This window comes from Sphingomonas sp. CFBP8993, assembly GCF_034044895.1.
Lineage (GTDB): Bacteria > Pseudomonadota > Alphaproteobacteria > Sphingomonadales > Sphingomonadaceae > Sphingomonas.
This window is the reverse complement of the sequence record NZ_JAXCWU010000007.1, coordinates 83,881-109,456: the sequence shown is the minus strand read 5'-3', so window position 1 is coordinate 109,456 and position 25,576 is coordinate 83,881. Positions and strand designations below refer to the sequence as shown.

Here is a 25,576-nt window from a genome sequence, read left to right as displayed (position 1 = left end):
GCCATGACCGACACCGCACTTCACCCCGGATCGGCTTTTGTCGGTCATGACGATCACCATCACGCGCACCATGACGCCGATCACAAACCCGGCTTCTTCGCGCGCTGGTTCCTGTCGACCAACCACAAGGACATCGGCACCCTCTATCTGATCTTCGCGATCGTGGCGGGCATCATCGGCGGCGGCATCTCCGGCCTGATGCGCGCCGAGCTGCGCGAGCCCGGCATCCAGTATCTGGGCCTGTGGGCCGGGATGCTGCATGGCGGTGCGCAGAGCCTCGACCAGTCGCTGCACCTGTGGAACGTGCTGATCACCGCGCACGGGCTGATCATGGTGTTCTTCATGGTCATGCCCGCGATGATCGGCGGGTTCGGCAACTGGTTCGTGCCGATCATGATCGGCGCGCCGGACATGGCGTTCCCGCGCATGAACAACGTGTCCTTCTGGCTGCTGATCCCGGCCTTCACGCTGCTGCTCGCCTCGCCCTTCTTCGGGTCTGGTGCGGGCGTCGGCTGGACCGCCTATGCCCCGCTATCCACCTTCGGCGAGCCGGGGCCGTCGGTCGACATGGCGATCCTGTCGCTCCACCTGGCGGGCGCTTCGTCGATCCTGGGCGCGATCAACTTCATCACCACCATCTTCAACATGCGCGCGCCGGGCATGACCCTGCACAAGATGCCGCTGTTCGTCTGGTCGGTGCTGGTCACCGCCTTCCTCCTGCTGCTCTCGCTGCCGGTGCTCGCCGCCGCGATCACCATGTTGCTGACCGATCGCAACTTCGGCACGACCTTCTTCGATCCCGCCGGGGGCGGCGACCCGATCCTGTACCAGCACCTGTTCTGGTTCTTCGGCCATCCCGAAGTGTACATCATGATCCTGCCGGGCTTCGGCATCGTCAGCCAGATCATCGCGACGTTCAGCCGCAAGCCGGTCTTCGGTTATCTGGGCATGGCCTATGCCATGGTCGCGATCGGCGTGGTCGGCTTCGTCGTCTGGGCGCACCACATGTTCGCCACCGGCCTGTCGGTGAACACCAAGATGTACTTCACCGCCGCGACGATGATCATCGCGGTGCCCACCGGCATCAAGATTTTCTCGTGGATCGCGACGATGTGGGGCGGCTCGCTATCGTTCAAGACGCCGATGGTCTGGGCGATCGGCTTCATATTCATGTTCACCGTGGGCGGCGTGACCGGCGTCGTGCTCGCGAACGGCGGCATCGACGACTATATGCACGACACCTATTATGTCGTGGCGCACTTCCACTACGTCCTGTCGCTGGGCGCGGTGTTCGCGCTGTTCGCGGGCTTCTATTACTGGTTCCCCAAGATGTCGGGGAAGATGTACAGCGAGCTGCTCGGCCAGCTGCATTTCTGGGTGTTCTTCGTCGGCGTGAACCTGTTGTTCTTCCCGATGCACTTCCTGGGCCTGCAGGGCATGCCGCGCCGTTATCCCGATTATCCCGACGCCTTCGAGATGTGGAACCGCGTCGCGACCCATGGCTATGAGATCATGGCGCTGGGCATGGTGTTCTTCTTCGTGAACCTCGTCTGGTCGCTGGTCGCGGGCAAGCCCGCCGGCGACAATCCGTGGGGCGAAGGCGCGACGACGCTGGAATGGACGCTGTCCAGCCCGCCGCCCTATCACCAGTTCGAGACGCTGCCGCGGATCGACTGATCGTCCTCCACCACGTGACACAGGGCCCCGGGACCAGGTTCCGGGGCCCTTTTTCGTGGTCCCCTCCCACGACGTTACAATATAACATATTGAACTTGAGCAATTTCCCGATCGTCGTCGATCGGAAAAACTGAACGCCGCATCCCTCTGGCACGGACTTCCTGCGGACCCATATGGACGCCGCGACCGTTCGGTTGCGCCACCGTTTTCCACAGGAGCTTCCATGCCCACTCCCGCCAAGGGTTATGCCGCGCAGTCGGCCGAGACCCCGCTCGCGCCCTATTCGTTCGAGCGTCGCGACTGCCAGCCCGACGATGTCGCGATCGACATCCTGTATTGCGGCGTCTGCCACTCCGACCTTCACACCGCGCGCGGCGAGTGGGAAGGTACGCTTTACCCTTGCGTACCGGGCCACGAGATCGTCGGCCGCGTGACCGAGGTCGGCGGCGAGGTCACCAAGTACAAGGTCGGCGATCTGGTCGGCGTCGGCTGCATGGTGGACAGTTGCGGCCACTGCCCGTCCTGCCATGACGGCGAAGAGCAATATTGCGAGACGACCGGTTTCGTCGGCACCTATAACGGCCCCGACCCCGTGCTGGGCGGCCATACGCTGGGCGGCTATTCCGACCATATCGTGGTCAAGGAAGACTTCGTCCTGAAGATCAACCATGACGAAGCCGATCTGGCCGCCGTCGCGCCGCTGCTGTGCGCAGGCATCACCACCTATTCGCCGCTGCACCACTGGATGGTCGGGCCGGGCCAGAAGGTCGGCATCGTGGGCCTGGGCGGCCTGGGCCATATGGGCGTGAAGATCGCCGCCGCGATGGGGGCCGAGGTCTATGTCTTCTCGACCTCGCCGAACAAGGCCGAGGATGCCAAGCGACTCGGCGCCAAGGAACTGATCGTGTCGAAGGACGCCGATCAGATGGCGGAACACGCCAACAGCTTCGACTTCATCCTGAACACGGTCGCCGCGCCGCATGACCTGGATGCGTTCATGATGCTGCTGAAGCGCGACGGCACGATGACGCTGGTCGGCGTGCCCGATTCGCCGCACCCGTCGCCCTCGGTCGCCAATCTGGTCTTCCGCCGCCGTTCGCTGGCGGGCTCGCTGATCGGCGGCATCGCCGAGACGCAGGAGATGCTGGACTTCTGCCACCAGCACGGCCTGACCGCCGATATCGAGATGATCGCGATGGACGAGGTCAACACGGCCTATGACCGGATGCAGAAGAGCGATGTGAAGTATCGCTTCGTCATCGACATGGCGACGTTGAAGCAGGCGTAACATCAGTGAGTCTCACGCCCCTCCCGCTTGCGAGTTTCAGGTCGGTCATGCCCCCGGCATGACCTAAACGATGCGGGGGCATCGTTTACCTGAAACTGGGATGGGGGAGGGAATGCCACGGGCGATAGTCTCGGTGAGACACCCTGCCCTCCCCCCAGCCCCCTCCCGTTTACGGGAGGGGGTGTGCGTGTGGCGGCCGGTGTGCTTCTACTTCACCCACTTCGATTGCCCCACCTTTCCGCACGGCCTATATGCCGGACATCCATGTCCAGCATTCCATCCTCTGTCTTCGTTCCCGCCGACTGGCGCGACTTTCTGGCGCTCACCAAGCCGCGGGTGATGACGCTGGTGGTGTTTACCGGCCTGTGCGGGATGCTAGCCGCCCCGGTGAGGGTCGATCCGGTCATCGGTTTCACCGCGATCCTGTGCATCGCGCTGGGCGCAGGTGCCGCGGGGGCGCTGAACCAGTGGTATGAGGCCGATATCGACGCGCTGATGCGCCGCACCGCCAAGCGGCCGCTCCCGGCAGGCCGTATGAGCCGCGAATCGGCGCTGCATTTCGGCGTGGGCCTCGCCTGTTTTTCGGTCCTGCTGATGGGATTGGCGGTGAACTATGTCGCCGCGGGCATCCTGACGATTTCGATCCTGTTCTACGTCCTTGTCTACACCGTCTGGCTGAAGCGGCGGACACCGCAGAATATCGTCATCGGCGGCGCGGCGGGGGCGTTTCCGCCGCTGATCGGCTGGGCGGCGGCGACGGGTGAGGTCGCCCTGCTGCCCTTGCTCCTGTTCAGCCTCGTCTTCCTGTGGACGCCGCCGCATTTCTGGGCGCTCGCACTGTTCGTGAAGACCGATTACGCCAATGCGGGCGTGCCGATGCTGCCCGTGGTCGCGGGCGAGCGGATGACGCGCACGCAGATCGGGCTCTACACCATCCCCATGGCGATCGCCGCCGTCGCGCCCTGGCCGCTGGGGCTGACCGGCGCGATCTACGGCATCATCGCCACCGCCGGGACTGCACTCTTCGCCGCCTATGCCGCCATCGTCGCGTTCCGCCACACCCAGGCGGACGACGCGATGAAGCCCGAGAAGCGGTTGTTCAAATACTCGATTCTCTATCTTTTCCTTCTCTTTGGCGCGCTGGTGGTGGATCGTTGGGCATGACGCCTGACGATTCGAATCGGATTCGCGCCAAGCAGCGCGCCCGCGCCACCGTGATGGCGCTGCTGCTCGGCTTCCTGGTGGTGCTGATCTTCTTCATCACCCTGTCGAAGATCCGGTCGGGCATGCACTGATGCGGCTGACCCGCCAGGGTAGGACGGTCGCCCTTGCGGTGTTCGGCGTGGTATTCATGACCGGCCTCGCCTTTGCCAGCGTGCCGCTCTACCGCATGTTCTGCCAGGTGACGGGCTATCAGGGCACGACCCAGCGCGGAAGCCAGGCACCGGGCAGCGTCCACCGCCAGATCACAGTCAACTTCGACGCCAACGTCTCCTCGCGCCTCGCCTGGACCTTCAAGCCCGAGAACCCGCACGAAACGGTCGATATCGGCGCGCGCGACATGGTGTTCTTCACCGCGACCAACAATGCGAAAGTCCCGGTCACCGGCACCGCGACCTTCAACGTCACGCCTGACCAGGCGGGCCGCTATTTCACCAAGATCCAGTGTTTCTGCTTCACCCAGCAGACGCTGAAACCCGGTGAGACGGCGCGGATGCCGGTAATCTTCTTCATCGACCCGAAGATCCTGAACGACCCCGATGCCAGGGACATCGAGACCATCACCCTGTCCTATACGTTTTACCCGGTGGATTCGGGGAAGAAAGCGGGTTAGCCTGCCCTCAAAATAGCAAAAAGCTAAGGGACGGGATCATGGCTGGCGCAAAGAACCACGACTATCACATCCTGCCGCCGAGCCCCTGGCCGCTGGCCAGTTCGATGTCGGCGCTGCTCATGGCCTCCGGCGCGATCATGTGGATGCACAGCGTGTCCGGTGGCGGCTGGGCGTTCCTGGCCGGTTTGGCGGCGGTGCTGTTCTGCATGGGCAGCTGGTGGGCCGACGTGATCCGCGAGGCGCATCATGGCGACCATACGCCCGTCGTGCAGCTGCATTTCCGATACGGCATCATCCTGTTCATCGCGTCGGAGGTGATGTTCTTCGTCGGCTGGTTCTGGGCGTTTTTCGACTTCTCGCTGTTCCCGACCGCGATGAGCATCGTCGACGGACAGGTCGAACGCGCGGCCGAGGGTGCCGCCGCCATCGCTGCGACCTGGCCGCCCAAGGGGCTGGAGGTGATCGACGCCTTCAAGCTGCCCTTGCTCAACACGCTGATCCTGCTGACCAGCGGCACCACCGTCACCTGGGCGCACCATGCATTGATCCACGACCAGCGCGGCGGCGAGAAGCGCGGCCTGTGGGGTGCGCTGGGCGTCGGCGACCGTGACGGCGTGCTGAAGGGCCTGTGGCTGACCGTGGTGCTCGGCCTGATCTTCAGTGGGATCCAGGCGTATGAATACATGCACGCGCCCTTCCCCTTCAAGGGCATCAACTATGGCGCGGCCTTCTTCATGGCGACCGGGTTCCACGGTTTCCACGTCATCGTCGGCACCATCTTCCTGATCGTCTGCCTGATCCGCGCCTATCGCGGCGACTTCACCCCGCGCCAGCATTTCGGGTTCGAGGCGGCGGCCTGGTACTGGCATTTCGTCGACGTGGTGTGGCTGTTCCTGTTCGTCACCATCTATGTCTGGGGTGGCTGGGGCGCGCCGGTTCATAGTGGCTGATCCAACGCCTCCCACCATCGCACAGGCGGCATTTCAGGGGCTGTGTCCGCGTTGCGGCCAGCCCCATTTGTTTGCCGGGCCGCTCTTGTCGAAGCATCTGGTGACCTTTGCCGATCGCTGCGCGGCGTGCGGGCTGGACTTCACCCGGTTCAATGTCGGCGATGGCCCTTCGGCCTTCCTGACCCTGATCCTGGGCACGGTCATCACCATCGCCGCGATCACGGTCGAGCTGACGCTGCATCCGCCGCTGTGGCTGCACATGCTGATCTGGCTGCCCCTGACCGCGATCGCGGTGGTCTATTCCCTGCGCGTCGCCAAGGGCGCGCTGATGGCCGCCGAATATCGTAACGAAGCGCGCGAGGGGGCGATCGCCCGTCCCGAGGACGATGCCGAGCTATGACGCGCATCCCCGTCCTGCCCACCCTGATCGTCGGCCTGGCGATCGCGACGATGATCGCGCTCGGCCTGTGGCAGCTGCTCGACCGGTTGCCGCAGAAAGAGGCGTATCTGGCGCAGCTTGCCGCCAACCCGGCGCGCGCCGTGATCGCCTTTCCGCTCCAGCCCGACGAGAGCCTGCTCTTTCGCCGCGCGGTCGCCGAATGCCACCCGCCCGTCACCCTCCGCCGCGCGGGCGCGGGTGCGGCGGGCTTCCGGCTGATCGCGACCTGTTCGGTGCCGCAAGGCGCGATGCAGGTCCAGCTGGGCACCACCCATGATCCGCGCAAGCAGATCAGCTGGTCCGGCGGCCGGGTCAGCGGCTATGTCGCCCATGCGCCCGACAGCCGATCGCTGATCCAGTCGGCCTTCAATCACCGGCCCCAGGCGATGCTGCTGGTCGCGGATGCGCCGGTCGCCGGGCTCGAACCCAATGCGAGCCCGGACCTGGACGCGGTGCCCAACAACCATCTGGCCTATGCCATCCAATGGTTCCTGTTCGCCGCCATCGCCGCAATTATCTATGCTTTGGCGGTCTTTCGACGCAATCGAATGGTTGTCGCGAAGCCCGCACCCCGTTAAGCCGCAGCGCATCATGCGCTATATCAGTACTCGCGGCTCTGCCCCCGTCCTCGATTTCCGGGGCGCGACCCTGGCCGGTCTCGCCAGCGACGGCGGACTTTACGTCCCCGAAACCTGGCCGTCCCTGACCCCCGAAGAGATTGAGGGGCTGGCGGGCCTGTCCTATGCGCAGACCGCCGCGAAGATCATGGCGCCCTTTATCGGCGACAGCCTGGGCGCCGACGAATTGCAGGCGCTGTGCGACACCGCCTATGGCCGCTTCTCGCACGCCGCCGTCACGCCCCTGGTCCAGCTCGACCATGACCAGTGGCTGCTCGAACTCTTCCACGGCCCGACGCTGGCGTTCAAGGACGTCGCGCTGCAGATGCTCGGCCTGCTGTTCGAGCGATTCCTGCGCGGCACCGACACCCGCCTGACCATCGTCGGCGCGACCAGCGGCGACACCGGATCGGCGGCGATCGACGCGGTGGCAGGGCGCGCCAATATCGACATCTTCATGCTGCACCCGGTGGGCCGCGTGACCGAGATCCAGCGTCGCCAGATGACGACGGTCCTCGCCCCCAACGTCCACAACATCGCGGTCGAAGGCAATTTCGACGATGCCCAGGCCCTGGTGAAGGCCATGTTCAACGATCGCGCCTTTGCCGATCGCCATACCCTGTCGGCGGTCAACTCGATCAACTGGGCGCGGTTGATGGCGCAGGTCGTCTATTATTTCTACGCCGCCGTCCGGCTGGGCGCGCCGGGCAAGCGCGTCGCCTTCTCGGTGCCGACGGGCAATTTCGGCGACGTGTTCGCCGGTTACGTCGCGGCGCGCATGGGCCTGCCCATCGAGCGGCTGATCGTCGCGACCAACGTCAACGACATCCTCCACCGCGCGCTGTCCTCTGGCGATTATTCCAAGGGGCAGGTCCAGGCGACGGCCACCCCCTCGATGGACATCCAGGTCAGCTCGAACTTCGAACGCCTGTTGTTCGACGCGAACGGCCGCGACGGCAACGCCCTGGCCGCGCAGATGAAGGGTTTCGAGGGGTCGGGCGCGATGCGGCTGACCAATGCGCAGAGCCAGGCCATCGCCCCGCTATTCACCAGCACCCGCGTTGATGCCGACGACATGAGCCGCGCGATGCGCTGGGCGGCGGACGAGGCGGGGCAGATCCTCGACCCGCACACCGCCATCGCCCTGTCCGCCGCACGGGCGAGCGAGCTGACCGTTCCCGTGGTCACGCTGGCCACCGCGCACCCGGCCAAGTTCACCGACGCGGTCGAGCGCGCGACCGGCAGCCGCCCTTCGCTGCCCCGCCGCGTCGGCGACCTGTTCGAGCGCGAGGAACGCTATACCACCCTGCCCGCCACCTTCGACGCGGTGACGGCCTTTATCGACGGGCATGGTTTGCGCTAACGCATCCCCATGAAACTCGAAACGATGATCGGCGAGCCCTGGGCGGATTACGGGCTGGTCGACTCCGGCCATGGTCGCAAGCTGGAACGCTATGGCCGGTTCCGCTTCATCCGCCCCGAACCGCAGGCGATGTGGGCCCCCGCGACCGAGGACTGGCGCGCGGCGGCCGAGTTCGTGCCCGGCTCGGACGAGGATGGCGGCGGTCGCTGGAACTTCAACGAACCGGTGCCGCGCGATGGCTGGCCGCTGAAGTGGAACGAGGTGCGCTTCACCGCGCAGAACACGCCGTTCCGCCATCTCGGCTTCTTCCCCGACATGGCGCCGGTGTGGAGCTGGATGCGCGAGCAGGTCGACGGGATGGCCGAGCCGGAGTGCATGAACCTGTTCGGCTATACCGGCGTCGGCACGCTGGCGATGGCCAGCGCAGGTGCGAAGATGGTTCATGTCGACGCCTCGAAGAAATCGGTCGAGGCGGCGCGTGGCAATGCGATGCTGTCGGGCCTGGGCGATGCGCCGGTGCGCTGGATCATCGACGACGCCGCCAAGTTCGTCGCGCGCGAGGTTCGGCGCGGGCGGCGCTATGACGGCATCCTGCTCGACCCGCCCAAATATGGACGCGGACCGGAGGGCGAGGTGTGGCGGCTGGAGGAAGACCTGCCCGGCCTGATCGCGAACTGCCGCCAGTTGCTGGATGCCGATTCGCGCTTCCTGTTCCTGACCGTCTATGCGGTACGCATGTCGGCGATGGCGATCGGCGAGATGATGCGCCAGGTGATGGCCGACCTGCCCGGCAAGGTGGAATGCGGCGAACTCGGCGTGCGCGAGGAAGCGCGTGGACTCACCTTGCCGACCGCCATCTGGGCGCGGTGGAGCCGGTAGGGCCCGACAGCCCTACCCAACCTCCGTTCAGCCTGAGCGCAGTCGAAGGCCACGCCCGATCATAGCGGCGGGGCGTGTGCTTCGACTTCGCTCAGCACGAACGGGGGTTGTGGATTTCGATCAACGCCACCTCATAGGTCGCGACCGCCCCGCCCGCCTCGAACGCCCGCGCAATCCGGCGCATCGCGCCGGGCGGGATCGGCCGGTGCCCCTCACGCGGCGTTCCCGCCCCGATCGCCCGGAGCGCGCGCATGAAGTCCGCCGCCGATTCGTGCCGCTGCTCGAAGCGCCGTGTCTCGACCGACCACCCCAGCGCCGCGACCGGCGGATAGGCCGGGCTCCCCGCCACATACCCTTCCGCCCGGTGCGCCTCATGCCACGCCGCGAAGGTCCCCTCGACCAGCGTCGTCACCAGCAATCGCCCGCCCGGCGCCAGCAATGTCGCCAACCGCCGCAGGCCGCTTTCCAGATCGGCGAACCACTGCACCGCCAGGCTGCTGACGATCAGGTCGAACGGCGCTTCGCCCGGCAGGTGGGGATGTTCGCCGTCCATCACCCGCCCACGCACGCCCATATGCTTGGCCAGCCCGCGTTCCAGCATGGCGGGTGCGATATCGGTCATCAGCCAGTCGGGCCGCACCAGCCGGGGCAACACCGCCCCGGTCAGGAAGCCGGTCCCGCATCCCACCTCCAGCACGCGCGGCGCGGGCGGGGCGACCGCCACGACGCGATCGGCCAGCCAGTCGGCGACCTGCCGCTGGACCACGGCATGTGCGTCATAGGCCGCCGCCGCATCGAAGGCGTGCGCGATCCGCGCCGCCGCCATGGCCGTGGTTTCGCGCATCGTCTCAGTCGCGCACCGAACGGATCGCCGCCGCCGCAATCCAGGGCGCGCCCGCGACCAGCATCAGCGACACCGCCGCCAGCAGCTTGAGCGCACCCATGTCGCCACTTCCCGCACCGAAGATCAGCAGCGGCAGCGCCAATGGCAGCAGCAGCAACCCGGCCAGCCCGCCCGTACCGCGCAACCCCGCCGTCAGCGCGCCCGTCGCCACCGCCAGCGCGGCCAGCCCCGGCGTACCGAGCAGCAACCCCGCCTCGACGCGGCCCACCGCCGCCGGATCCAGGCCGAACAATCCGCCCGCGACCAGCGCCGCCAGCATCAGTGGCGGCGCAAAGGCGATCCAGTGCGCGACGATTCGCAGCGCCATGACCAGCGGCAGCGACAGGCCATGGACCCGAATCTGGTCGAACCACCCCGATTCGGCATCGGGCGCGACCAGCCGCTCGACCGGCAACAGCGCCGCGAGCAGCGCCGCGACCCAGATCGCCCCCCCGCCGACATGCATCAACACCGCCCGGTCGGGCCCGATTGCGAAAGGAAACAACACCACCGCCAGCAGGAAGAAGCCGCAGACCAGCCCCGCCCCGCCCCCGGCATAACCCCGCCGCACGTCGCGCGCGATCAGGGTGAGGGCGACGCTCATGCGGGCACGAACCCGTCCAGCGCGAGCGTCCGGGCGTCGGGCACCCCGAGCGGCTGATGCGTGGTCAGCAGCACCGCGCCGCCCGCCGCCCGATGCTGCGCGACCACCCGCTCCAGCATCGCGACGCCCCGGGTATCGAGCCCGTTGCCGGGCTCGTCGAGCAGCCAGAGCGGGGCCTGCGCGGCCAGGACGCGCGCCAGCCCAGCGCGACGCCGCTGGCCGGTCGACAACAGGCGCACCGGCACCTCGGCCAGCGCGCCCAGCTCCACCATCGCCAGCGCGGCGGTCACCCGCGCCTGCGCATCGGCACCGGCATTCAGCCGCGCCCAGAATATCAACGCATCGCCCAGCCGTCGTTCGGCGTCGAGCGCGAGGTCTTCGGTCATCAGCGCCATCGGCTCCGCACGCGCGACCGTCCCCTCGAACGGCGCGATCAGCCCGGCGGCAAGCCGCAACAGGCTGGATTTGCCGATCCCGTTGGGGCCGGTGACGACCGCCGCCTCGCCCCGGTCGAGCGACAGCGACAATCCAGCGAACAACAGTCGCCCGCCGCGTGCGCAGGCGACCTGGGACAGCGAAAGGATCACGTCGCCGGGCCGTCCATCGCCTCTTCCAGGGTATGCATGTCGTCGTCGGACAGGCCGAAATGATGGCCGATCTCGTGGATCGTCACATGCACGACCAGATCGTCCAGCCGCACCCCGGTCTCGATCCATTCGTCCAGTATGGCACGGCGATAGAGGTGGATGCGGTCGGGCAATGCCCCGGAATCCATCGAACTTTTCTCGCCCACCGGGCGGCCATGATAGAGCCCGCTCAGGTCGAGCGGATGCTCGATGCCCAACGCCGCCAGCGTCTCGTCATCGGCATGTTCCTCGACGATCAGGACGACATCGCCCAGATGCGCGGCGAACGCGGCGGGCAGGCGTGCGATCGCATCCCGCGCAATCCGCTCGATCACGTCGGCAGTCGGCGCTTCACCGATCGCATCTTGCCCGCTCATGCGCGTCGTCATACCGCTGTGCCGGCCAAAAGAACAAGAGAAGCAAAGGGACGGCTATGGTGGAGCGGCTGAGCGAACTGGACCGGGACGAGGCACTGGACGGCCTCATCGAATGGGACTGGGACGAATCACGCGATGCGATCAGCCGCCGTTTCGTCTTTGCCGATTTCAACGAGGCATTCGGCTTCATGACCCGCGTGGCGCTGCTGGCGGAGAAGGCGGATCATCACCCCGAATGGTCCAATGTCTGGAACCGGGTGGATATCGTGCTGACCACCCATGACGCGGGCGGCCTGTCCGCGCGCGACATCGACATGGCCGAGGCGATCGACGCGCTGGTGGAGTAAAATCCCAATCCTCCCCATCTTCGATGGGGAGGGGGACCGCCCGGCGCAGGCGGGTGGTGGAGGGGCGATGCCCCGCATTCACCGCGATCGGCAACGGCCCGGCCATGCCCCTCCACCACCGCTTCGCGGCGGTCCCCCTCCCCAAGCATGGCTTGGGGAGGATCGAGGTTCAGCCGACGGTCTGCTCGATCGCGCCGAAGATCGGATGGTGGCGGTCGTCCTCCATCCAGATACGGACGGTGTCGCCCTTCTTCAGGAACGGGGTGACCGGCTCACCGCCACGGATCGTCTCGATCATGCGCAGCTCGGCCAGGCAGCTATAGCCGACGCCGCCCTCGGCGACCGGCTTGCCCGGGCCGCCGTCCGAATCGCGATTGGACACGGTGCCAGAGCCGATGATCGTCCCCGCCCCCAGCGCGCGGGTCTTCGCCGCATGGGCGACCAGCGTGCCGAAGTCGAAGGTCATGTCCTGCCCCGCATCGGCGCGGCCAAAGGGCTGGCCGTTCAGGTCGACCTTCAGCACGCGGTGCAGCTTGCCGTCCTGCCACCAGTCGCCGAGCGATTCGGGGGTGACGAAGACCGGCGAAAAGGCCGAGGCAGGCTTGGACTGGAAAAAACCGAAGCCCTTGGCCAGCTCGCCGGGAATCAGGCCGCGCAACGACACGTCGTTGGTCAGCCCGACCAGCCGGATCGCCGCCAGCGCTTCCTCGCGACTGGCCCCCGCAGCCACGTCGCCGGTGACGACGACCACCTCGCCCTCCAAGTCGCAGCCCCAGCTTTCGTCGGCCAGCGGGATCGCATCGCGCGGCCCCAGGAAACCGTCCGACCCGCCCTGATACATCAGCGGATCGTGCCAGAAGCTGTCGGGCAGTTCCGCCCCGCGCGCCTGCCGCACGAGCGCGACGTGATTCACATAGGCCGAGCCGTCCGCCCATTGATAGGCGCGCGGCAGCGGCGAGGCGGCGTCATGTTCGTGGAAGCGCGCGCGCGGGATCGCTTCATGGTCCAGGTCGGTCGCCAGATTGGCGAGCGCGGGCGCGTGTGTCTCCCAATCGTCGAGCGCGGCCTGGAGCGTCGGGGCGATATGGCCCGCATCCGCGTACCAGGCCAGGTCGCTCGACACGACGACCAGCTTGCCGTCACGACCCTGTTTCAGACTGGCGAGTTTCATGCAGGACTCCTCTTGCCTATTTGGTATCGGATGTAACCATCCGCCCGCGATTGTCACGCTTCGCGACACCGATCCTGCCCGAAACTTGACTTTTGGCAATGGGCAGCGCACATGCCCGCCCGTCGAAGGCGTCCACTTGCAGCGTGAACGGACTTTCCAGTCCCGGCTCCGCCCCGACCCTGTCTCCAGGCTTCCCTTGTCACGCGGGGTGTCATCAACCCCGGCGCCGCTCTTCGCGGCCCTCCGTGACACGTGCGCCATGTCTGAAAGTATTCCCATGTCCTTTTCCGAACTCGGTCTTGCCGAGCCGCTCGTCCGTGCGCTCGAAGCCAAGGGCTATTCCGAGCCCACCCCGATCCAGCGTGATTCGATCCCGACGTTGCTGGAGGGCCGCGACCTGCTCGGTATCGCGCAGACCGGCACCGGCAAGACCGCCGCGTTCGTCCTGCCGTCGATCCAGCGTCTGGTCGAAGCCAATAAGCGCGTCCTGCCGACTCATTGCCGGATGCTCGTCCTGGCCCCGACCCGCGAACTGGCCAGCCAGATCGCCGAAAATGCCAAGGGCTATGCCAAGTTTTCCAAGCTGGCGGTCGCGACCGTCTTTGGCGGCACCAGCCTGAACAAGAACCGCCAGGATCTGTCGCGCGGCGTCGACATTCTGGTCGCCACGCCGGGCCGCCTGATCGACCTGGTCGAGCAGGGCTTCCTGAACCTGTCGATGATCGAGATCCTGGTGCTCGACGAAGCCGACCAGATGCTCGACCTGGGCTTCATCCACGCGCTGCGCCGCATCGTGAAGATGATCCCGCGCAAGCGCCAGACCCTGTTCTTCTCGGCGACCATGCCCGCCGCGATCCGCGACCTGGCCGACAAGTTCCTCGACAATCCGGCGACCGTCACCGTCACCCCGGTGGCGACCACCGCCGAGCGTGTCGACCAGTCGGTGACCTTCGTCACGCAAGCCGAAAAGCAGGCGCTGCTGACCATCCTGCTCGCCGATCCGGCGATCGAACTGGCGCTGGTCTTCACCCGCACCAAGCATGGCGCGGACCGCGTCGTGAAGCTGCTGGCGGGCAACGGCATCGCCGCCAATGCGATCCACGGCAACAAGAGCCAGGGCCAGCGCGAGCGGGCGCTGGGCGAGTTCCGCTCGGGCCAGACCCGCGTGCTGGTGGCGACCGACATCGCCGCGCGCGGCATCGACATTCCGGGCGTCAGCCACGTCTTCAACTTCGAACTGCCCAACGTCGCCGAGCAGTATGTCCACCGGATCGGCCGCACCGCGCGTGCGGGTCGCTCGGGCATGGCCATCGCCTTCTGTGCCGAGGACGAGCGCGCCTATCTGAAGGATATCGAGAAGCTGACGCGGCAGAAGGTCACCGTCGTGCCGCTTCCCGCCGACTTCGTGAAGCGCGCCGAGACGATCAAGTCGCAGCGCGTGAAGGCGATCGGTGCCGACCCCGCGCCGCGTGTCGACCGCCCACGCGATCCGGCGCGTCCGCGTGCCACGCATTCCCCACGTGCGACCGATACCCGCGCGCCCCAAGGTCGCCAGCCGCGCCGTCGTAGCGGCGGTGGTGGTGCCCCCGGCGGCCCGGGCGGCGGCGGTGGTCGTGGTCGCGGCGGCCGCCCCGGCGGCGGTGCCGGTCGCGGCGCACAGGGCTGATTCCTTCTTAAGCCCCTCCCGTAGACGGGAGGGGCGTGCTGGTGGCACCCGCATGAACCCCAAAGCCCCTCTCCCGCGTTGACCGCGTAACGACACGCGAGCTTCTGGAGAGGTTGCCATGGATATTGCCCACACCCCCGCTGCCGAACGCATTGCGCGTGTGCTCTGCGGCCAGCGGCTGAGCGCCAATGCCAAGGGTGATTCCGAATCCGCCGCCAAGCTGGTCGACGACCATTGGCGCGATCATATGTCCGACGCGCTGGCGGTGCTGCGGACGTTGCGCGAGCCCGATCAGGCGATGGCCGATGCGGGCGATCCCGCCATTTGGGAAAAGATGGTGCTGGTCGCGGTCGAGGCCGCCAAGCCGCCCAAGGTTACGCTGTAAATCCTCCCCGGCACGGGGAGGGGGACCGCCGGGCGTCGGCCCGGTGGTGGAGGGGCAGGCCAGCGGTCTGCCTGATGCGCTAACGCCGGAAGATCGCGAAGCGGCCCGTGCCCCTCCACCACCGCTTCGCGGCGGTCCCCCTCCCCAAGCGAGCTTGGGGAGGACCAGCCTACACCGTGACCTGCTCGCCCAGTTCGAGCACCTTGCCCGGCGGGATGCGCAGGAAGTCGGTCGGGTCGCTGGCATTGCGCTGCAGGAACATGAACAGGCGATCCTGCCAGGGCGGCATGCCCTTTTCCGCCTCTGGCTTCAGCGTGTTGCGGCCGATGAAGAAGCTGGTCTTCATTGGGTCGAGCCCGTTGGGCCGTTGCTCCAGCCCGAAATTGCGCGGCAGGTCGCGCGGCACGTCGGGCGTTTCCATGAAGCCATAGGTCAGCACGACGGTCGCGAAATTGTCGTCCACCCGCTCGACATGCGCGCGGCGCTCGGGAAGCACGACGGGGCGATCGGCGGTGCGGATCGTCACGATCAGATTCTGTTCGTGCAGGATCTTGTTGTGCTTGAGATTGTGGAGCAGCGCGCCCGGTGCCGAGGCCGGGTTGGCGGTCAGGAAGACAGCGGTGCCCGGCACGCGCTCGGGTGGGCGCTTGGTCAGTGCGGCGGCCAGGTCCGCCAGCGGGATCGCCTGCCGCTTCTCGAACGCCGACACGATACCGCGCCCGCGCACCCAGGTGTGGATGGTCATGCCCACGCCAGCCCCGACCAGCAGCGGCACCCAGCCGCCTTCGATCACGCGCAGGATGTTCGCGCCGAAGAAGACGAGGTCGAGCGTCAGGAAGGGCAGGATCGCCGCCGCCGCAAGCCACCGCGACCAGCCCCAGCGGTGACGCACCACCAGATAGGCCAGGCAGGTGGTGACGACCATCGTCCCCGTCACCGCGATGCCGTACGCCGCCGCCATCGCCGAGGACGTCTTGAACTGGATCACCAGCACCAGCACGCCGAACAGCAACAGCCAGTTGATCGCGGGAAGGTAGATCTGCCCCTGGAAATCGGCCGAGGTCTGCCGGACGCGCAGGCGCGGCAACAGGCCCAGCTGGATCGCCTGCTGCGTCAGCGAGAAGGCGCCGGTGATGACCGCCTGCGCCGCAATGACGGTGGCCAGGCCCGCCAGCACGATCAGCGCGGGGCGAAGCGGCTCGGGCGCCATCAGGAAGAACCAGTCCTGGTTGGTGAAGGGCTTGCCGCTCGCCGCCGCCGCCTCCAGCGACGAGAGTGCGAACGCGCCCTGCCCCAGATAGTTGAGCGTCAGCGAGGGCAGGACGAGCGAGAACCAGCCGATACGGATCGGCAGCCGCCCGAAATGCCCCATATCGGCGGTCAGCGCCTCCGCGCCGGTCACGGTCAGGAACACCGCGCCCAGCACGAACAGCCCGACGACGCCGTGGCTGATCAGGAAGCTGACCCCGTATCCCGGCCAGATCACCCGCGCGATCGAGGGTTCGTCGGCGATGTGCCAGATGCCCAGGCCGCCGATGACGAAGAACCAGAGGATGCAGATCGGACCGAACAGCTTCGACACCTGCGCCGTACCCCGCGACTGGATACAGAACAGCGCGACCAGGATGACGATGGTGCACAGCCGGATCACGTTTTCGTCGAAGATCGTCGCCGCCGCCGGAATGGTGCGCAGCCCCTCCATCGCCGATAGGACCGACAGCGCGGGTGTGATGATCGCATCGCCGTAGAAGAGCGAGGCACCGATCGCGCCCAGCACCAATGCGACACGCGATCGGACCCCCGCCGCGCGCCGGGCCAGTGCGGCCAGCGCCAGCACGCCACCTTCACCTTGGTTGTCGGCGCGCATCAGGAAAATGACGTATTTGACGGTCACGACCAGGATCAGTGACCAGAGCGCCAGGCTCAGGACGCCAAGGATCTCGGTCGGATCGATGCCGTCCCCGGCCGACTGCGACAGGGCCTCGCGAAAGGCATAGAGCGGACTGGTGCCGATATCACCGAACACCACGCCGATGGCACCGATCGTCAGCGCAACCAGCGCCGGATGCCGCTGAACGCCCGTCTTGTCCCCTGTCTTATCACTGTCGCCGGATGAGGAATCCTGGCCCATATTCTCGGTTGCCGTGCCCGTCATGCCCGCCGGAACCCCCTGTGCCAAAATGACGGCGCGCTTTACGCTTCTGCGCGCCCGACGCAAGGGCTTTCCACCGGCCCATGCAAACGCTTGATATTGCCGAGCGTCAAGCGCATGGACGGCAAATGGTTCCCTTTTCGTTCGGTGGCCACGACTTTACCGCCCTGTCCGATGGCGCGCTGTTCTGGCCCGCCCGCGCCGCCTTGCTGGTGGCCGACCTGCATCTGGAGAAGGCCAGCTGGTATGCGGGCAAGGGACAGATGCTGCCACCCTATGATTCGCTCGCCACGCTGACCGAATTGACCGACGTCGTCGCCCGCACCGGCGCGCGCGAGGTCTGGTGCCTGGGTGACAGTTTCCACGATGCCGAGGGGTGCGACCGGCTGCTGCCCGAAGCACGTGCGATGCTGCTGCGGCTGACAGGCGCGACCGCGTGGACCTGGATCACTGGCAATCATGATCCGGTGATGCGCGACCGGTGCGGCGGCGCGGTGACCGACGAGGCGCTGGTCGACGGCCTCGTCCTGCGCCACGAAGCCGATCCGGCCGAGACGCGGCCCGAATTGTCGGGCCATTTCCATCCCAAGCTGCGGGTCAGGGTGCGCGGCAAGCTGGTCGCGCGACGCTGTTTCGTCGGCACCGCGCACAAGCTGATCCTGCCCGCCTTCGGGGCGCTGACCGGCGGACTGGACGTCGATCACCCCGCGCTGCGCCAGGCAGTCGGCCGTCCGGCCGAGGCGCTGGTGCCGGTGCGCGACCGGATGTTGCGATTTCCGGTGGCGGCGTGATCGCCGCCTGATCCTACCCCTCCAAGCTAGGGAAACCGCCGCGAACCGGTGGTGGAGGGGGTGTCGCTTCACCCCTGCGTCGGGGCTACGCCCTGCCACCTCCCCTTGCAGGGGAGGATCAGAAAGGACCGTTATCCCGCCCGTGCCAGATCGGGAAACCCCGCGCGGAAGCCCGCCACCTTGGGCTTGTCCCAATGCACGATGTACGGGTGCGTCGGATTGCGGTCGTAGAAATTCTGGTGCTCGGCCTCGGCCGGGAAGAAACTGCCCTGTTCGATCCGGGTGGTGATCGGCCGGGCAAAGGCATGGCCGCGGCTCAACTGCGCGATATAGGCGCGGGCGACGCGGGCCTGATCGGGCGTCTGCGCGAAGATGGCCGAGCGGTAGCTGGGCCCGCGATCGGGGCCCTGTCCACCGACCTGGGTCGGGTCATGCGCGATCGCGAAATAGACGCGCAGCAGCGTCGCATAGGACACTTGCGCGGGGTCATAGGTGATGCGGATCGCCTCGGCATGGCCGGTACGCTCGGTCGAGACCGCGCCGTAATTCGCATCCTCTCGCAGCCCACCGGCATAGCCCGCGGTGACGCTGCGCACGCCCTTCACCCGCTCGAACACCGCCTCCATGCCCCAGAAGCAGCCGCCTGCCAGCACCGCGACCTGAGGACGCTGAGCGGTCGACACGTCAAGCGTGGCCTTGGGCAGGGGCACCGCGCGTTCGGCGGCGGCGGGGAGGGAGGACAGGGCGATCGCGCCGAATGCGGTCGCTGCCAAGGCGAGGCAGAGGGAGTTGCGCATCGCCCGAATATGGGGTGGGTCTGGGGGTTCGGCTAGGGGTGAGCGTCGGGCGTGCGCTTCGACTTCGCTCAGCCTGAACGGCTGTTGTGTCGTAGGGCTAATCCCAACCTCCGTTCCGCCTGAGCGAAGTCGAAGGTCACGGGAATGACCCTGCCAGAAAACCCCTTAACGAACCGCCTCGATCGGCGCCGAGCCATAGCGGCTGGGTGCTTCGGCCGGGTGAAGGACCACGAGACCCAGGGCTCCCAGCGCAAATCCGCCGGCGAACTGCCACACGAAACTGGACTTGAAGAGGGCACGCATCGTTACTTCACCTGTTTTAGCGGGTCGCTCCCCGGTGGGGCGAGCGATCATCCGGGCGCCATCTGGTCGATCGGCGCCGTTCCGACAATGACGTTTATAGAAACGCTGCATTAACGGCACGTGGACGTGTCGTTCATGCCACAGTTAAGCCATATTGCTGCGGCGCACAGGACGATATGAAAAAGCCAGCCGATCCGGTGGCTTGACCGGATCGGCTGGCTTTCGCGCCGCACCATGCGGCGGCTGGTTTCCTGATTTATTTCAGCGCGGCGCAAGCCGTCTGGATGCGGGTGCATGCCTCCTTGAGCAGCGAATCAGAGGTCGCATAGCTGATTCGCATCGCAGGCGAGAGGCCGAACGCCGCACCCTGCACCGCCGCCACCTTCGCATCGTCGAGCAGATAGCCAACGAACGCCTCGTCGCTGTCGATCAACCGGCCCGAGGGCGTGGTCTTGCCGATCAGGGGCGCGAAGGACGGATAGACATAGAAGGCGCCCTCCGGTGTCGGGCAGGTCATGCCGGGAATCGCGTTCAGCATCGCCACCACCATGTCGCGCCGCGCCTGGAAGGCTAGGTTGCGCTCGGCCAGGAAACTCTGGTCGCCGGTCAGTGCGGCGGTCGCCGCCGCCTGCGCCACCGAACAGGGGTTGGAAGTCGACTGCGACTGCAGCTTGGCGATCGCCTTGATCAGCCAGGGCGCGCCGCCCGCATAGCCGATGCGCCAGCCGGTCATGGCATAGGCCTTGGAACAGCCGTTCACGGTCAGCGTGCGATCGTACAGTTCGGGGCAGACCTGCGCGATGGTGGCGAAGCGGAAGCCGTCATAGACGATATGCTCGTACATATCGTCGGCGAAGACCCAGACATGCGGGTGGCGAAGGATCACCTGACCCAGCGCCTTCAGCTCGTCGGCGGTATAGCCAGCACCCGTCGGGTTGGACGGCGAGTTGAGGATGACCCACTTGGTCTTCGACGTGATCGCCGAGTCCAACGCCTCCGGCGTCAGCTTATATCCCTGTTCGGGCCCCGCCTTGACGATCACCGGCACGCCACCCGCAAACTGGACGACATCCGGATAGCTGACCCAGTAGGGTGCGGGGATCACGACCTCGTCGCCCGCGTCGATGGTCGCGACCATCGCGTTGAACAGGGTGTGCTTGCCGCCGACATTCACGCTGATCTGGTCGGCCTTATAGGTCAGGCCGTTGTCGCGCGCGAACTTGGCCGCAATCGCGGCCTTCAACTCGGGCGTACCGTCGACATTGGTGTATTTGGTCTTGCCGTCGCGGATCGCCTGGATCGCGGCCTCTTTGACGAAGTCCGGCGTGTCGAAGTCGGGCTCGCCCGCGCCCAGCCCGATCACGTCGACGCCGGCGCGCTTCAGCTCCATCACGCGGCTGGTGATGGCGAGCGTGGGGGACGGGCTGATACGGCCGAGCGCGGCGGAGGGCTGCATGAAACGGAACCTTTGCGTCAGGAGAATGCGCGTCGCCCTTAGCCGGTCAGCGCCTCAATCCGCAACCATTCGTGCACGAAACAATCCGCGAAGCGCGTTGCCAAGCAAGAATCCATCGCGAAGGTCGCCGCGAGTCAGCCGTCCCTCGACCGCTTGGCCGCCGTCGATCAGATGGCGGCGCAGCACACCGGGAAGCAGGCCCGTCGCCAGCGGCGGCGTGACCAACCGGCCATCCCGCTCGACGAACAACGAGGTATAGCTGCCCTCGGTCAGTGCGCCGTCCGGTGCCTCGAACACCACCTCGGCGGTGCCCGCCCCGATCCGGGCTGCGTCGTAGAAGCCACGCGCGCTGGTCTTGTGGCGCAGGCGCAGGTCGTCGGGCGACACCGGCAGCGGCACGATCCGCACCGGCACGACATCGGCGAAAGGCGCAGGCGCAGGCCCCACCTCGACCACCACCGCGCCGCTGCGCGCGAGCAGCAGGCGGATGCGCCGGGCATCGCGCAGGCGAAAGGTTGCCGCCTGCAACTCGTTGCGCGCATCATGCCGGTCGAACCGGAAGCCGAGCGCCGCCGCACTCGCCTTCATCCGCGCCAGATGCGCCTCCAGATGCTGGATACCCTCGACGGGATCGAAGGCCATGGTTTCGATCAGGTCGAAATCCGGCCGCCCGCCGTTCAGGAACGCCCCCTTGGCCAGGCACTCGTCCCATTCGGCCTCGGCAGCCGAGTCGGCCACCACGCCCGATCCCAGGCCCAGCACCGCATGGTCGGCCCCGACCGGCCAGGTCAGCGTACGGATTGCGACGTTGAACATCGCATCGCCATGGGCATCCAGCCGCCCGATCGCGCCGGTATACAGGCCGCGCGGCGAATCCTCGATATCGCGGATCGCCTGCATCGCACGGATCTTGGGCGCGCCGGTGATCGAGCCGCAGGGGAACAGCGCGGTCAGCACATCGACCGCGTCGCGCCCCTCGGCCAGTTCGGCGGTGACGGTCGACACCATCTGATGCACCGTCGGATAGGGTTCGACCGCGAACAGCGCGGGCACCGCCACGCTGCCCGCACGCGCGACCCGCGACAGGTCGTTGCGCATCAGGTCGACGATCATCAGGTTTTCGGCGCGCTGCTTGGGGTCCTCGCACAATGCCTTGGCGGCGCGCGCGTCGGCGGCGGGATCAGCCTCGCGCCGGGCGGTGCCCTTCATCGGCCGCGCGGTCAGGCGGCTCCCCTCAAGCGCGAAGAACATCTCGGGCGACAGCGACAGGATCGTCGCCTGCCCCGTGGCGACCACCGCGCCCCAGCCCGCCTTCGACCAGGCCCGCAAGCCCGCATAGAGCGCCAGCGGATCGCCCGAAACCGGCACGCTCGCCCGGAAAGTCTGGTTGACCTGATAGAGGTCGCCCGCCGCGATCAGCGTCTGGACCGCAGCGAACTGCTCGCCGTGACGCTCCGGGCCGACCTCGGGCACCAGGTCGCCGATCATGGCCCCGGCGGGATCGGGAAGGAACGCATCGACGTCGATCGTCGCATAATCCTCGAACAACCCGAACCAGAGCAAAGGCGTCGCAGGTGCCGCATCGGGCCGCGGGGCCACCCCAGGCTCGAACGCGGTGCCCGCTTCATAGCTCAGATAGCCGACCGCATGCAGCCCTTGCCCCTGTGCCCGACGCAGCGTCGCCAGGGCGGCAAGCACCTCCTCCGGACGGTGCGCGACCACGATATCGACCGGCCGCGTGTACAGGCGTGCCGCCGCTCCCCCGTCACGGGCGTCGTCGAGCAGGACGAAAGGAGGGACGGGCCGTTGCATGAAACACGATCCATGCACGGCGCGCAGGGAGGCTGGCAAGTAAGGATTGGGGCAAGTAAGGATTGGCCCCGGCTGCGCCAGCCCCTATCTCCTGCGCCATGACCGATGCGAGCCAGACCCAAGCCAACCCGCCGCTGCGCGCCGCGATCGTGCCGGTAACCCCACTCCAGCAGAACTGTTCGGTCGTGTGGTGCACCGCGACGATGAAGGCGGCGGTGGTCGACCCCGGCGGCGACCTGCCGCGCATTCACGACGCGATCGCCAAGACGGGCGTCAGGGTCGAGAAAATCCTTCTGACTCATGGCCATATCGACCATGCGGGCGGGGCCAAGGCGCTGTCCGACGCGCTGTCCGTGCCGGTCGAGGGGCCGCAGGAGGAGGATCGTTTCTGGCTCGCGCGGCTGGACGAGGACGGCCAGGCCTATGGCATCCCGGCGCAGGTGCTGGAGCCCACCCGCTGGCTGTCCGAGGGCGACACGGTGACGATCGGCGACCTCACCCTCAATGTGTACGAGACGCCGGGCCATACGCGCGGCCATGTGATCTTCCACCACGCCCCGTCGCATTTCGCGCTGGTCGGCGACGTGCTGTTCCAGGGATCGGTCGGGCGATCGGACCTGCCCGGCGGGGATCACGACACGCTGATTCGCTCGATCGTCGAGAAGCTGTGGCCACTGGGCAACGAAACCGCGTTCATTCCGGGCCATGGCCAGCCCAGCACCTTCGGCCATGAGCGGCAGAGCAATGCGTTCGTCGCGGACCGGGTGCTGGGCCTGGGGTGAGGCGTGGGGCGGTGAGGTTGGGGGCGTGGGCTTCGACTTCGCTCAGCCTGAACGGAAGTGGGTATGCGTTACCAAACCCCGTTCAGCCTGAGCGGCGTCGAAGGCCAAGGGATTACTTCCGCTCCGCAGCGCTCTCCGCCCGAATCGCCTTGAACTCGGACCCGGCCCGCCACTCGGGCCAGTCGCGCCCATCGGCCAGCTCGCGCCCGATCCGATAGAACAGCCCGACATCCGCCGCCGCCCCGCGCAAGTCCCATTTTGCGTCCCAGGCATCACAGGTCTGGTGATAACAGCGCATATAGCCGTCGAGCCACGCCTGCCCCGCAGGACGTCCGCCCGCGACCAGATCGGGCGCGCCGCTGATCGCCATCAGCAGCAGCGTCGGCACGCCGCGCCGCGCGACCGAGAAGTGATCGGCCCGGTAGAACAGCCCACGCTCGGGAAGAGCCTCGGGCGTCACCATGCGCCCTTGCGCGGCGGCGGCGGCCTTTAGCCGGTCCTCAAGGTCGTTCTGCCCGTCGCCGACCAGCATCACGTCCTTCGACGGTCCCGCCGTCTGAAGGATGTCGAGCGTCAGGTTCGCGACCGTCTTGGCGAGCGGATAGACCGGCTTCACCGCATAGGTCTCCGACCCCAACAGTCCGCGCTCCTCGCCGGTCCACAGCGCGAAGACCAGGCTGCGATCGGTCGGGGGTGCGGCCTTGTAGGCGCGCGCCAGTTCCAGCACGCCCGCCACGCCCAGCGCGTCGTCATTGGCGCCGGGGCGAATCGTCCGCCCCTGCGCATCCGCCTTGCCCTTGCCGTACGCATCCCAATGCGCGCCGAACATCACGACTTCGTCGGGACGCGTCCTGCCGGGCAGCCTGGCGAGCACGTTGCGGCTCTCGGCACGAACGGTGGTGACGGGCAGGTCGGCGGAGAACGCCTGGCCCTTCAATTCGACGGGCCGGAAATCGGCACGGCGCGCAAGCGCGCGCTGCTGCGTCAGGTCCAGCCCCGCGGCGGCGAACAGCTTGCCCGCCGACTCGCCCGACAGCCAGCCTTGCAGCAGGATGCGCGAGGTCGGGTCGCTGCGCACGATATCGTAATTCTCGCCCGCCGGAGCCGTGACCGTCGCCCAGCCATAACCCGCCCCTGCGGTATCATGGACGATCAGCGCCCCGATCGCGCCCTGCCGCGCCGCTTCCTCATATTTATAGGTCCAGCGGCCATAATAGGTCATGCGCCGGTCGCCGAACTTACCCTTGGCGTCGGCGCCCGCGACCGCCTCGAAATCGGGGTCGTTGACCAGGAAGACGGCGATCTTGCCCTTCAAGTCGACGCCCTTGAAATCGTCCCAGCCGCGCTCGGGCGCGTGGACGCCGTAGCCGACAAAGACCATCGGTGCGTTCCGGATGGCGACCCGGTCGAGGGGCCGCACGGTCGAGACATAGATGCCCTGCCCCTGCACCAGCGGCATCGCCCCCGCCCGCATCGTCCCCTGCCCGATCTGTGTGCGGATCAGCGGCACGGCCTGCGTCCACTGGCCGTTCGGGCCGCCGGGTTGCAGGCCCATCGCCTTGAACTGCGCGACCAGCCAGTCGACCGTCTTCGCCTCACCCGGCGTGCCGGGCGCGCGCCCTTCGAACGCGTCGGAGGCAAGGGTCTTCACATCCGCCGACAGCCGCTGCGGCGAAATGGGGTCGGGCGCGGCGGCGGTCAGTGCGACGGCGGCCAGCGCGATCAGGGGCAGGCGAATCATCAGCGGTCGATCCTCACGATGGTGGTGGTCGCGACAGGGATCGCCTGCGCGGTATAGACGATGCCGATCGCCCAGCCTGCCAACAAGGCCAGGATGGCCCAGGTTCCGATCGCGCCGCCCGCACGCCCGATATTGGGCGCCGGGCGCATCATGCCCCAGCCATGGCCGATTCGCGCCAGGATGAACGCACCGCCCAGCACCCACAGCCAGAAGGCCGAGCCCCCGGCCAGTTCGACCAGGCCCATCAGGATCAGGACGAAGGGCGCATATTCCACGAAATTGGCCTGGGCGCGCATCCCCGCCCCGAGTCGCGAATCGCCGCCGTCGCCGATCATCACCTTGCCGCGCACCCGCCCGACGACGATTCGCAGGGCAAGCCACAGGTTGACCAGCGCGGCGGCCGCCGCGATGCTGAGCGTGACGGGCAGTATCATAAGCGCCGTATTCTTTCGTGAATTGAACCTGGGCACGGCGTGCCATCCTGCGCCCGCGCTTGCAACATCGGCAAAACTCGCTATAGGCGCGGGGCTTCGCGATGCGTCCGGCTGGGTGCTCACGCGGCCGGGTCTTCGATCCGGGCGCGCAATGGGTGCTGATCGTGACGTATTCCACCCATTGTTCGATTGATAAGGTGCC

27 protein-coding genes are annotated in these 25,576 nt (G+C 67.1%); 15 read left to right on the top strand and 12 right to left on the bottom strand.

What is annotated here, in order from left to right; all coding sequences use genetic code 11:
• The first annotated feature begins 3 nt into the window (after positions 1-3).
• The 10 genes from ctaD (at position 4) to SOM26_RS15475 (ending at position 9,047) form a co-directional block, all read left to right on the top strand.
• A complete protein-coding gene (ctaD, locus tag SOM26_RS15520) occupies positions 4-1,677 on the top strand; it encodes a cytochrome c oxidase subunit I (protein WP_320453617.1) in 1,674 nt (557 codons plus the stop codon).
• 223 nt (positions 1,678-1,900) lie between these two features.
• A complete protein-coding gene (locus SOM26_RS15515) occupies positions 1,901-2,965 on the top strand; it encodes an NAD(P)-dependent alcohol dehydrogenase (protein WP_320453616.1) in 1,065 nt (354 codons plus the stop codon).
• A gap of 264 nt (positions 2,966-3,229) precedes the next feature.
• Positions 3,230-4,129 (top strand): heme o synthase, encoded by a 900-nt coding sequence (locus SOM26_RS15510; RefSeq protein WP_320453615.1) that lies wholly within the window; start codon positions 3,230-3,232, stop codon positions 4,127-4,129.
• Positions 4,126-4,260, top strand: coding sequence for a cytochrome c oxidase system small membrane protein (locus SOM26_RS15505; RefSeq protein WP_007406524.1), 135 nt, complete (start codon positions 4,126-4,128; stop codon positions 4,258-4,260). The genes SOM26_RS15510 and SOM26_RS15505 overlap by 4 nt, the downstream gene beginning before the upstream one ends.
• Positions 4,260-4,799, top strand: coding sequence for a cytochrome c oxidase assembly protein (locus SOM26_RS15500; RefSeq protein ID WP_320453614.1), 540 nt, complete (start codon positions 4,260-4,262; stop codon positions 4,797-4,799). The genes SOM26_RS15505 and SOM26_RS15500 overlap by 1 nt, the downstream gene beginning before the upstream one ends.
• Positions 4,800-4,837: 38 nt before the next feature.
• Positions 4,838-5,749, top strand: a complete 912-nt coding sequence (locus SOM26_RS15495) for a cytochrome c oxidase subunit 3 (RefSeq protein WP_320453613.1) — start codon at positions 4,838-4,840, stop codon at positions 5,747-5,749.
• Entirely contained in the window at positions 5,709-6,149 is a 441-nt protein-coding gene (locus tag SOM26_RS15490) for a DUF983 domain-containing protein (protein ID WP_414712074.1), read from the top strand. Before SOM26_RS15495 ends, SOM26_RS15490 begins: the two co-directional genes overlap by 41 nt.
• The gene (locus SOM26_RS15485; RefSeq protein WP_320453611.1) at positions 6,146-6,766 is read left to right on the top strand and encodes an SURF1 family cytochrome oxidase biogenesis protein; all 621 of its coding nucleotides are present in this window, start codon (positions 6,146-6,148) and stop codon (positions 6,764-6,766) included. The genes SOM26_RS15490 and SOM26_RS15485 overlap by 4 nt, the downstream gene beginning before the upstream one ends.
• Before the next feature lie 13 nt (positions 6,767-6,779).
• Entirely contained in the window at positions 6,780-8,168 is a 1,389-nt protein-coding gene (gene thrC / locus SOM26_RS15480; RefSeq protein WP_320453610.1) for a threonine synthase, read from the top strand.
• Positions 8,169-8,177: 9 nt separating this feature from the next.
• On the top strand, positions 8,178-9,047 hold the full coding sequence (locus SOM26_RS15475) for a class I SAM-dependent methyltransferase (RefSeq protein ID WP_056438649.1): 870 nt from the start codon (positions 8,178-8,180) through the stop codon (positions 9,045-9,047).
• A gap of 91 nt (positions 9,048-9,138) precedes the next feature.
• Here the strand turns inward: SOM26_RS15475 and SOM26_RS15470 are convergent, their stop codons facing one another.
• From SOM26_RS15470 to SOM26_RS15455, 4 genes are read right to left on the bottom strand one after another with little or no spacing between them, the layout of a single operon-like run.
• Positions 9,139-9,891, bottom strand: coding sequence for a methyltransferase (locus SOM26_RS15470; protein ID WP_320453609.1), 753 nt, complete (start codon positions 9,889-9,891; stop codon positions 9,139-9,141).
• 4 nt (positions 9,892-9,895) lie between these two features.
• Positions 9,896-10,534 carry a heme exporter protein CcmB gene (locus SOM26_RS15465; protein ID WP_320453608.1) on the bottom strand — a complete coding sequence of 213 codons (639 nt, stop codon included), beginning with the start codon at positions 10,532-10,534 and terminating at the stop codon, positions 9,896-9,898.
• A complete protein-coding gene (gene ccmA, locus SOM26_RS15460) occupies positions 10,531-11,121 on the bottom strand; it encodes a heme ABC exporter ATP-binding protein CcmA (protein WP_320453607.1) in 591 nt (196 codons plus the stop codon). Before ccmA ends, SOM26_RS15465 begins: the two co-directional genes overlap by 4 nt.
• Positions 11,118-11,537, bottom strand: coding sequence for a metallopeptidase family protein (locus SOM26_RS15455; protein WP_320453606.1), 420 nt, complete (start codon positions 11,535-11,537; stop codon positions 11,118-11,120). The genes ccmA and SOM26_RS15455 overlap by 4 nt, the downstream gene beginning before the upstream one ends.
• A gap of 56 nt (positions 11,538-11,593) precedes the next feature.
• Here SOM26_RS15455 and SOM26_RS15450 point away from each other — a divergent pair, with 56 nt between their 5' ends.
• Positions 11,594-11,884, top strand: a complete 291-nt coding sequence (locus tag SOM26_RS15450) for a 4a-hydroxytetrahydrobiopterin dehydratase (RefSeq protein ID WP_320453605.1) — start codon at positions 11,594-11,596, stop codon at positions 11,882-11,884.
• Between the two features lie 169 nt (positions 11,885-12,053).
• Here SOM26_RS15450 and SOM26_RS15445 read toward each other — a convergent pair whose 3' ends face one another.
• On the bottom strand, positions 12,054-13,055 hold the full coding sequence (locus SOM26_RS15445; RefSeq protein ID WP_320453604.1) for a fumarylacetoacetate hydrolase family protein: 1,002 nt from the start codon (positions 13,053-13,055) through the stop codon (positions 12,054-12,056).
• Between the two features lie 277 nt (positions 13,056-13,332).
• On the opposite strand from SOM26_RS15445, the gene SOM26_RS15440 reads away from it, so the two are divergent.
• Both SOM26_RS15440 and SOM26_RS15435 read left to right on the top strand, forming a co-directional pair.
• The gene (locus SOM26_RS15440; protein WP_320453674.1) at positions 13,333-14,721 is read left to right on the top strand and encodes a DEAD/DEAH box helicase; all 1,389 of its coding nucleotides are present in this window, start codon (positions 13,333-13,335) and stop codon (positions 14,719-14,721) included.
• 118 nt (positions 14,722-14,839) lie between these two features.
• Complete coding sequence (locus SOM26_RS15435; protein ID WP_320453603.1) at positions 14,840-15,106, top strand: hypothetical protein; 267 nt, start codon at positions 14,840-14,842, stop codon at positions 15,104-15,106.
• A gap of 169 nt (positions 15,107-15,275) precedes the next feature.
• Here SOM26_RS15435 and SOM26_RS15430 read toward each other — a convergent pair whose 3' ends face one another.
• Positions 15,276-17,237 carry a potassium transporter Kup gene (locus SOM26_RS15430; protein ID WP_414712077.1) on the bottom strand — a complete coding sequence of 654 codons (1,962 nt, stop codon included), beginning with the start codon at positions 17,235-17,237 and terminating at the stop codon, positions 15,276-15,278.
• A gap of 149 nt (positions 17,238-17,386) precedes the next feature.
• Here SOM26_RS15430 and pdeM point away from each other — a divergent pair, with 149 nt between their 5' ends.
• Positions 17,387-18,049, top strand: coding sequence for a ligase-associated DNA damage response endonuclease PdeM (gene pdeM / locus SOM26_RS15425; protein ID WP_320453601.1), 663 nt, complete (start codon positions 17,387-17,389; stop codon positions 18,047-18,049).
• 131 nt (positions 18,050-18,180) lie between these two features.
• Here the strand turns inward: pdeM and msrA are convergent, their stop codons facing one another.
• From msrA to pabB, 4 genes are all read right to left on the bottom strand, one after another.
• On the bottom strand, positions 18,181-18,846 hold the full coding sequence (gene msrA / locus SOM26_RS15420) for a peptide-methionine (S)-S-oxide reductase MsrA (RefSeq protein WP_320453600.1): 666 nt from the start codon (positions 18,844-18,846) through the stop codon (positions 18,181-18,183).
• A gap of 165 nt (positions 18,847-19,011) precedes the next feature.
• Complete coding sequence (locus tag SOM26_RS15415) at positions 19,012-19,260, bottom strand: hypothetical protein (RefSeq protein WP_320453599.1); 249 nt, start codon at positions 19,258-19,260, stop codon at positions 19,012-19,014.
• A 145-nt stretch (positions 19,261-19,405) separates the two neighbouring features.
• Positions 19,406-20,605, bottom strand: a complete 1,200-nt coding sequence (locus tag SOM26_RS15410) for a pyridoxal phosphate-dependent aminotransferase (RefSeq protein ID WP_320453598.1) — start codon at positions 20,603-20,605, stop codon at positions 19,406-19,408.
• 54 nt (positions 20,606-20,659) lie between these two features.
• The gene (gene pabB, locus SOM26_RS15405) at positions 20,660-22,417 is read right to left on the bottom strand and encodes an aminodeoxychorismate synthase component I (protein WP_320453597.1); all 1,758 of its coding nucleotides are present in this window, start codon (positions 22,415-22,417) and stop codon (positions 20,660-20,662) included.
• Between the two features lie 98 nt (positions 22,418-22,515).
• Here pabB and SOM26_RS15400 point away from each other — a divergent pair, with 98 nt between their 5' ends.
• Positions 22,516-23,199, top strand: coding sequence for an MBL fold metallo-hydrolase (locus tag SOM26_RS15400; RefSeq protein WP_320453596.1), 684 nt, complete (start codon positions 22,516-22,518; stop codon positions 23,197-23,199).
• 112 nt (positions 23,200-23,311) lie between these two features.
• Here the strand turns inward: SOM26_RS15400 and SOM26_RS15395 are convergent, their stop codons facing one another.
• Positions 23,312-24,940 (bottom strand): M28 family metallopeptidase, encoded by a 1,629-nt coding sequence (locus SOM26_RS15395; RefSeq protein ID WP_320453595.1) that lies wholly within the window; start codon positions 24,938-24,940, stop codon positions 23,312-23,314.
• Positions 24,940-25,374: an MAPEG family protein gene (locus SOM26_RS15390; RefSeq protein WP_320453594.1), complete on the bottom strand. Its 435-nt coding sequence runs from the start codon at positions 25,372-25,374 to the stop codon at positions 24,940-24,942. Before SOM26_RS15390 ends, SOM26_RS15395 begins: the two co-directional genes overlap by 1 nt.
• Between the last annotated feature and the right edge of the window lie 202 nt (positions 25,375-25,576).

Coding starts and splice junctions, on each gene's coding strand:
- ctaD (WP_320453617.1), top strand. CDS start 4: ATGACCGACACCGCACTTCACCCCGGATCGGCTTTTGTCGGTCATGAC.
- SOM26_RS15515 (WP_320453616.1), top strand. CDS start 1,901: ATGCCCACTCCCGCCAAGGGTTATGCCGCGCAGTCGGCCGAGACCCCG.
- SOM26_RS15510 (WP_320453615.1), top strand. CDS start 3,230: ATGTCCAGCATTCCATCCTCTGTCTTCGTTCCCGCCGACTGGCGCGAC.
- SOM26_RS15505 (WP_007406524.1), top strand. CDS start 4,126: ATGACGCCTGACGATTCGAATCGGATTCGCGCCAAGCAGCGCGCCCGC.
- SOM26_RS15500 (WP_320453614.1), top strand. CDS start 4,260: ATGCGGCTGACCCGCCAGGGTAGGACGGTCGCCCTTGCGGTGTTCGGC.
- SOM26_RS15495 (WP_320453613.1), top strand. CDS start 4,838: ATGGCTGGCGCAAAGAACCACGACTATCACATCCTGCCGCCGAGCCCC.
- SOM26_RS15490 (WP_414712074.1), top strand. CDS start 5,709: ATGTCTGGGGTGGCTGGGGCGCGCCGGTTCATAGTGGCTGATCCAACG.
- SOM26_RS15485 (WP_320453611.1), top strand. CDS start 6,146: ATGACGCGCATCCCCGTCCTGCCCACCCTGATCGTCGGCCTGGCGATC.
- thrC (WP_320453610.1), top strand. CDS start 6,780: ATGCGCTATATCAGTACTCGCGGCTCTGCCCCCGTCCTCGATTTCCGG.
- SOM26_RS15475 (WP_056438649.1), top strand. CDS start 8,178: ATGAAACTCGAAACGATGATCGGCGAGCCCTGGGCGGATTACGGGCTG.
- SOM26_RS15470 (WP_320453609.1), bottom strand. CDS start 9,891: ATGCGCGAAACCACGGCCATGGCGGCGGCGCGGATCGCGCACGCCTTC.
- SOM26_RS15465 (WP_320453608.1), bottom strand. CDS start 10,534: ATGAGCGTCGCCCTCACCCTGATCGCGCGCGACGTGCGGCGGGGTTAT.
- SOM26_RS15455 (WP_320453606.1), bottom strand. CDS start 11,537: ATGAGCGGGCAAGATGCGATCGGTGAAGCGCCGACTGCCGACGTGATC.
- SOM26_RS15450 (WP_320453605.1), top strand. CDS start 11,594: ATGGTGGAGCGGCTGAGCGAACTGGACCGGGACGAGGCACTGGACGGC.
- SOM26_RS15445 (WP_320453604.1), bottom strand. CDS start 13,055: ATGAAACTCGCCAGTCTGAAACAGGGTCGTGACGGCAAGCTGGTCGTC.
- SOM26_RS15440 (WP_320453674.1), top strand. CDS start 13,333: ATGTCCTTTTCCGAACTCGGTCTTGCCGAGCCGCTCGTCCGTGCGCTC.
- SOM26_RS15435 (WP_320453603.1), top strand. CDS start 14,840: ATGGATATTGCCCACACCCCCGCTGCCGAACGCATTGCGCGTGTGCTC.
- SOM26_RS15430 (WP_414712077.1), bottom strand. CDS start 17,237: ATGGGCCAGGATTCCTCATCCGGCGACAGTGATAAGACAGGGGACAAG.
- pdeM (WP_320453601.1), top strand. CDS start 17,387: ATGGTTCCCTTTTCGTTCGGTGGCCACGACTTTACCGCCCTGTCCGAT.
- msrA (WP_320453600.1), bottom strand. CDS start 18,846: ATGCGCAACTCCCTCTGCCTCGCCTTGGCAGCGACCGCATTCGGCGCG.
- SOM26_RS15415 (WP_320453599.1), bottom strand. CDS start 19,260: ATGCAGCGTTTCTATAAACGTCATTGTCGGAACGGCGCCGATCGACCA.
- SOM26_RS15410 (WP_320453598.1), bottom strand. CDS start 20,605: ATGCAGCCCTCCGCCGCGCTCGGCCGTATCAGCCCGTCCCCCACGCTC.
- pabB (WP_320453597.1), bottom strand. CDS start 22,417: ATGCAACGGCCCGTCCCTCCTTTCGTCCTGCTCGACGACGCCCGTGAC.
- SOM26_RS15400 (WP_320453596.1), top strand. CDS start 22,516: ATGACCGATGCGAGCCAGACCCAAGCCAACCCGCCGCTGCGCGCCGCG.
- SOM26_RS15395 (WP_320453595.1), bottom strand. CDS start 24,940: ATGATTCGCCTGCCCCTGATCGCGCTGGCCGCCGTCGCACTGACCGCC.
- SOM26_RS15390 (WP_320453594.1), bottom strand. CDS start 25,374: ATGATACTGCCCGTCACGCTCAGCATCGCGGCGGCCGCCGCGCTGGTC.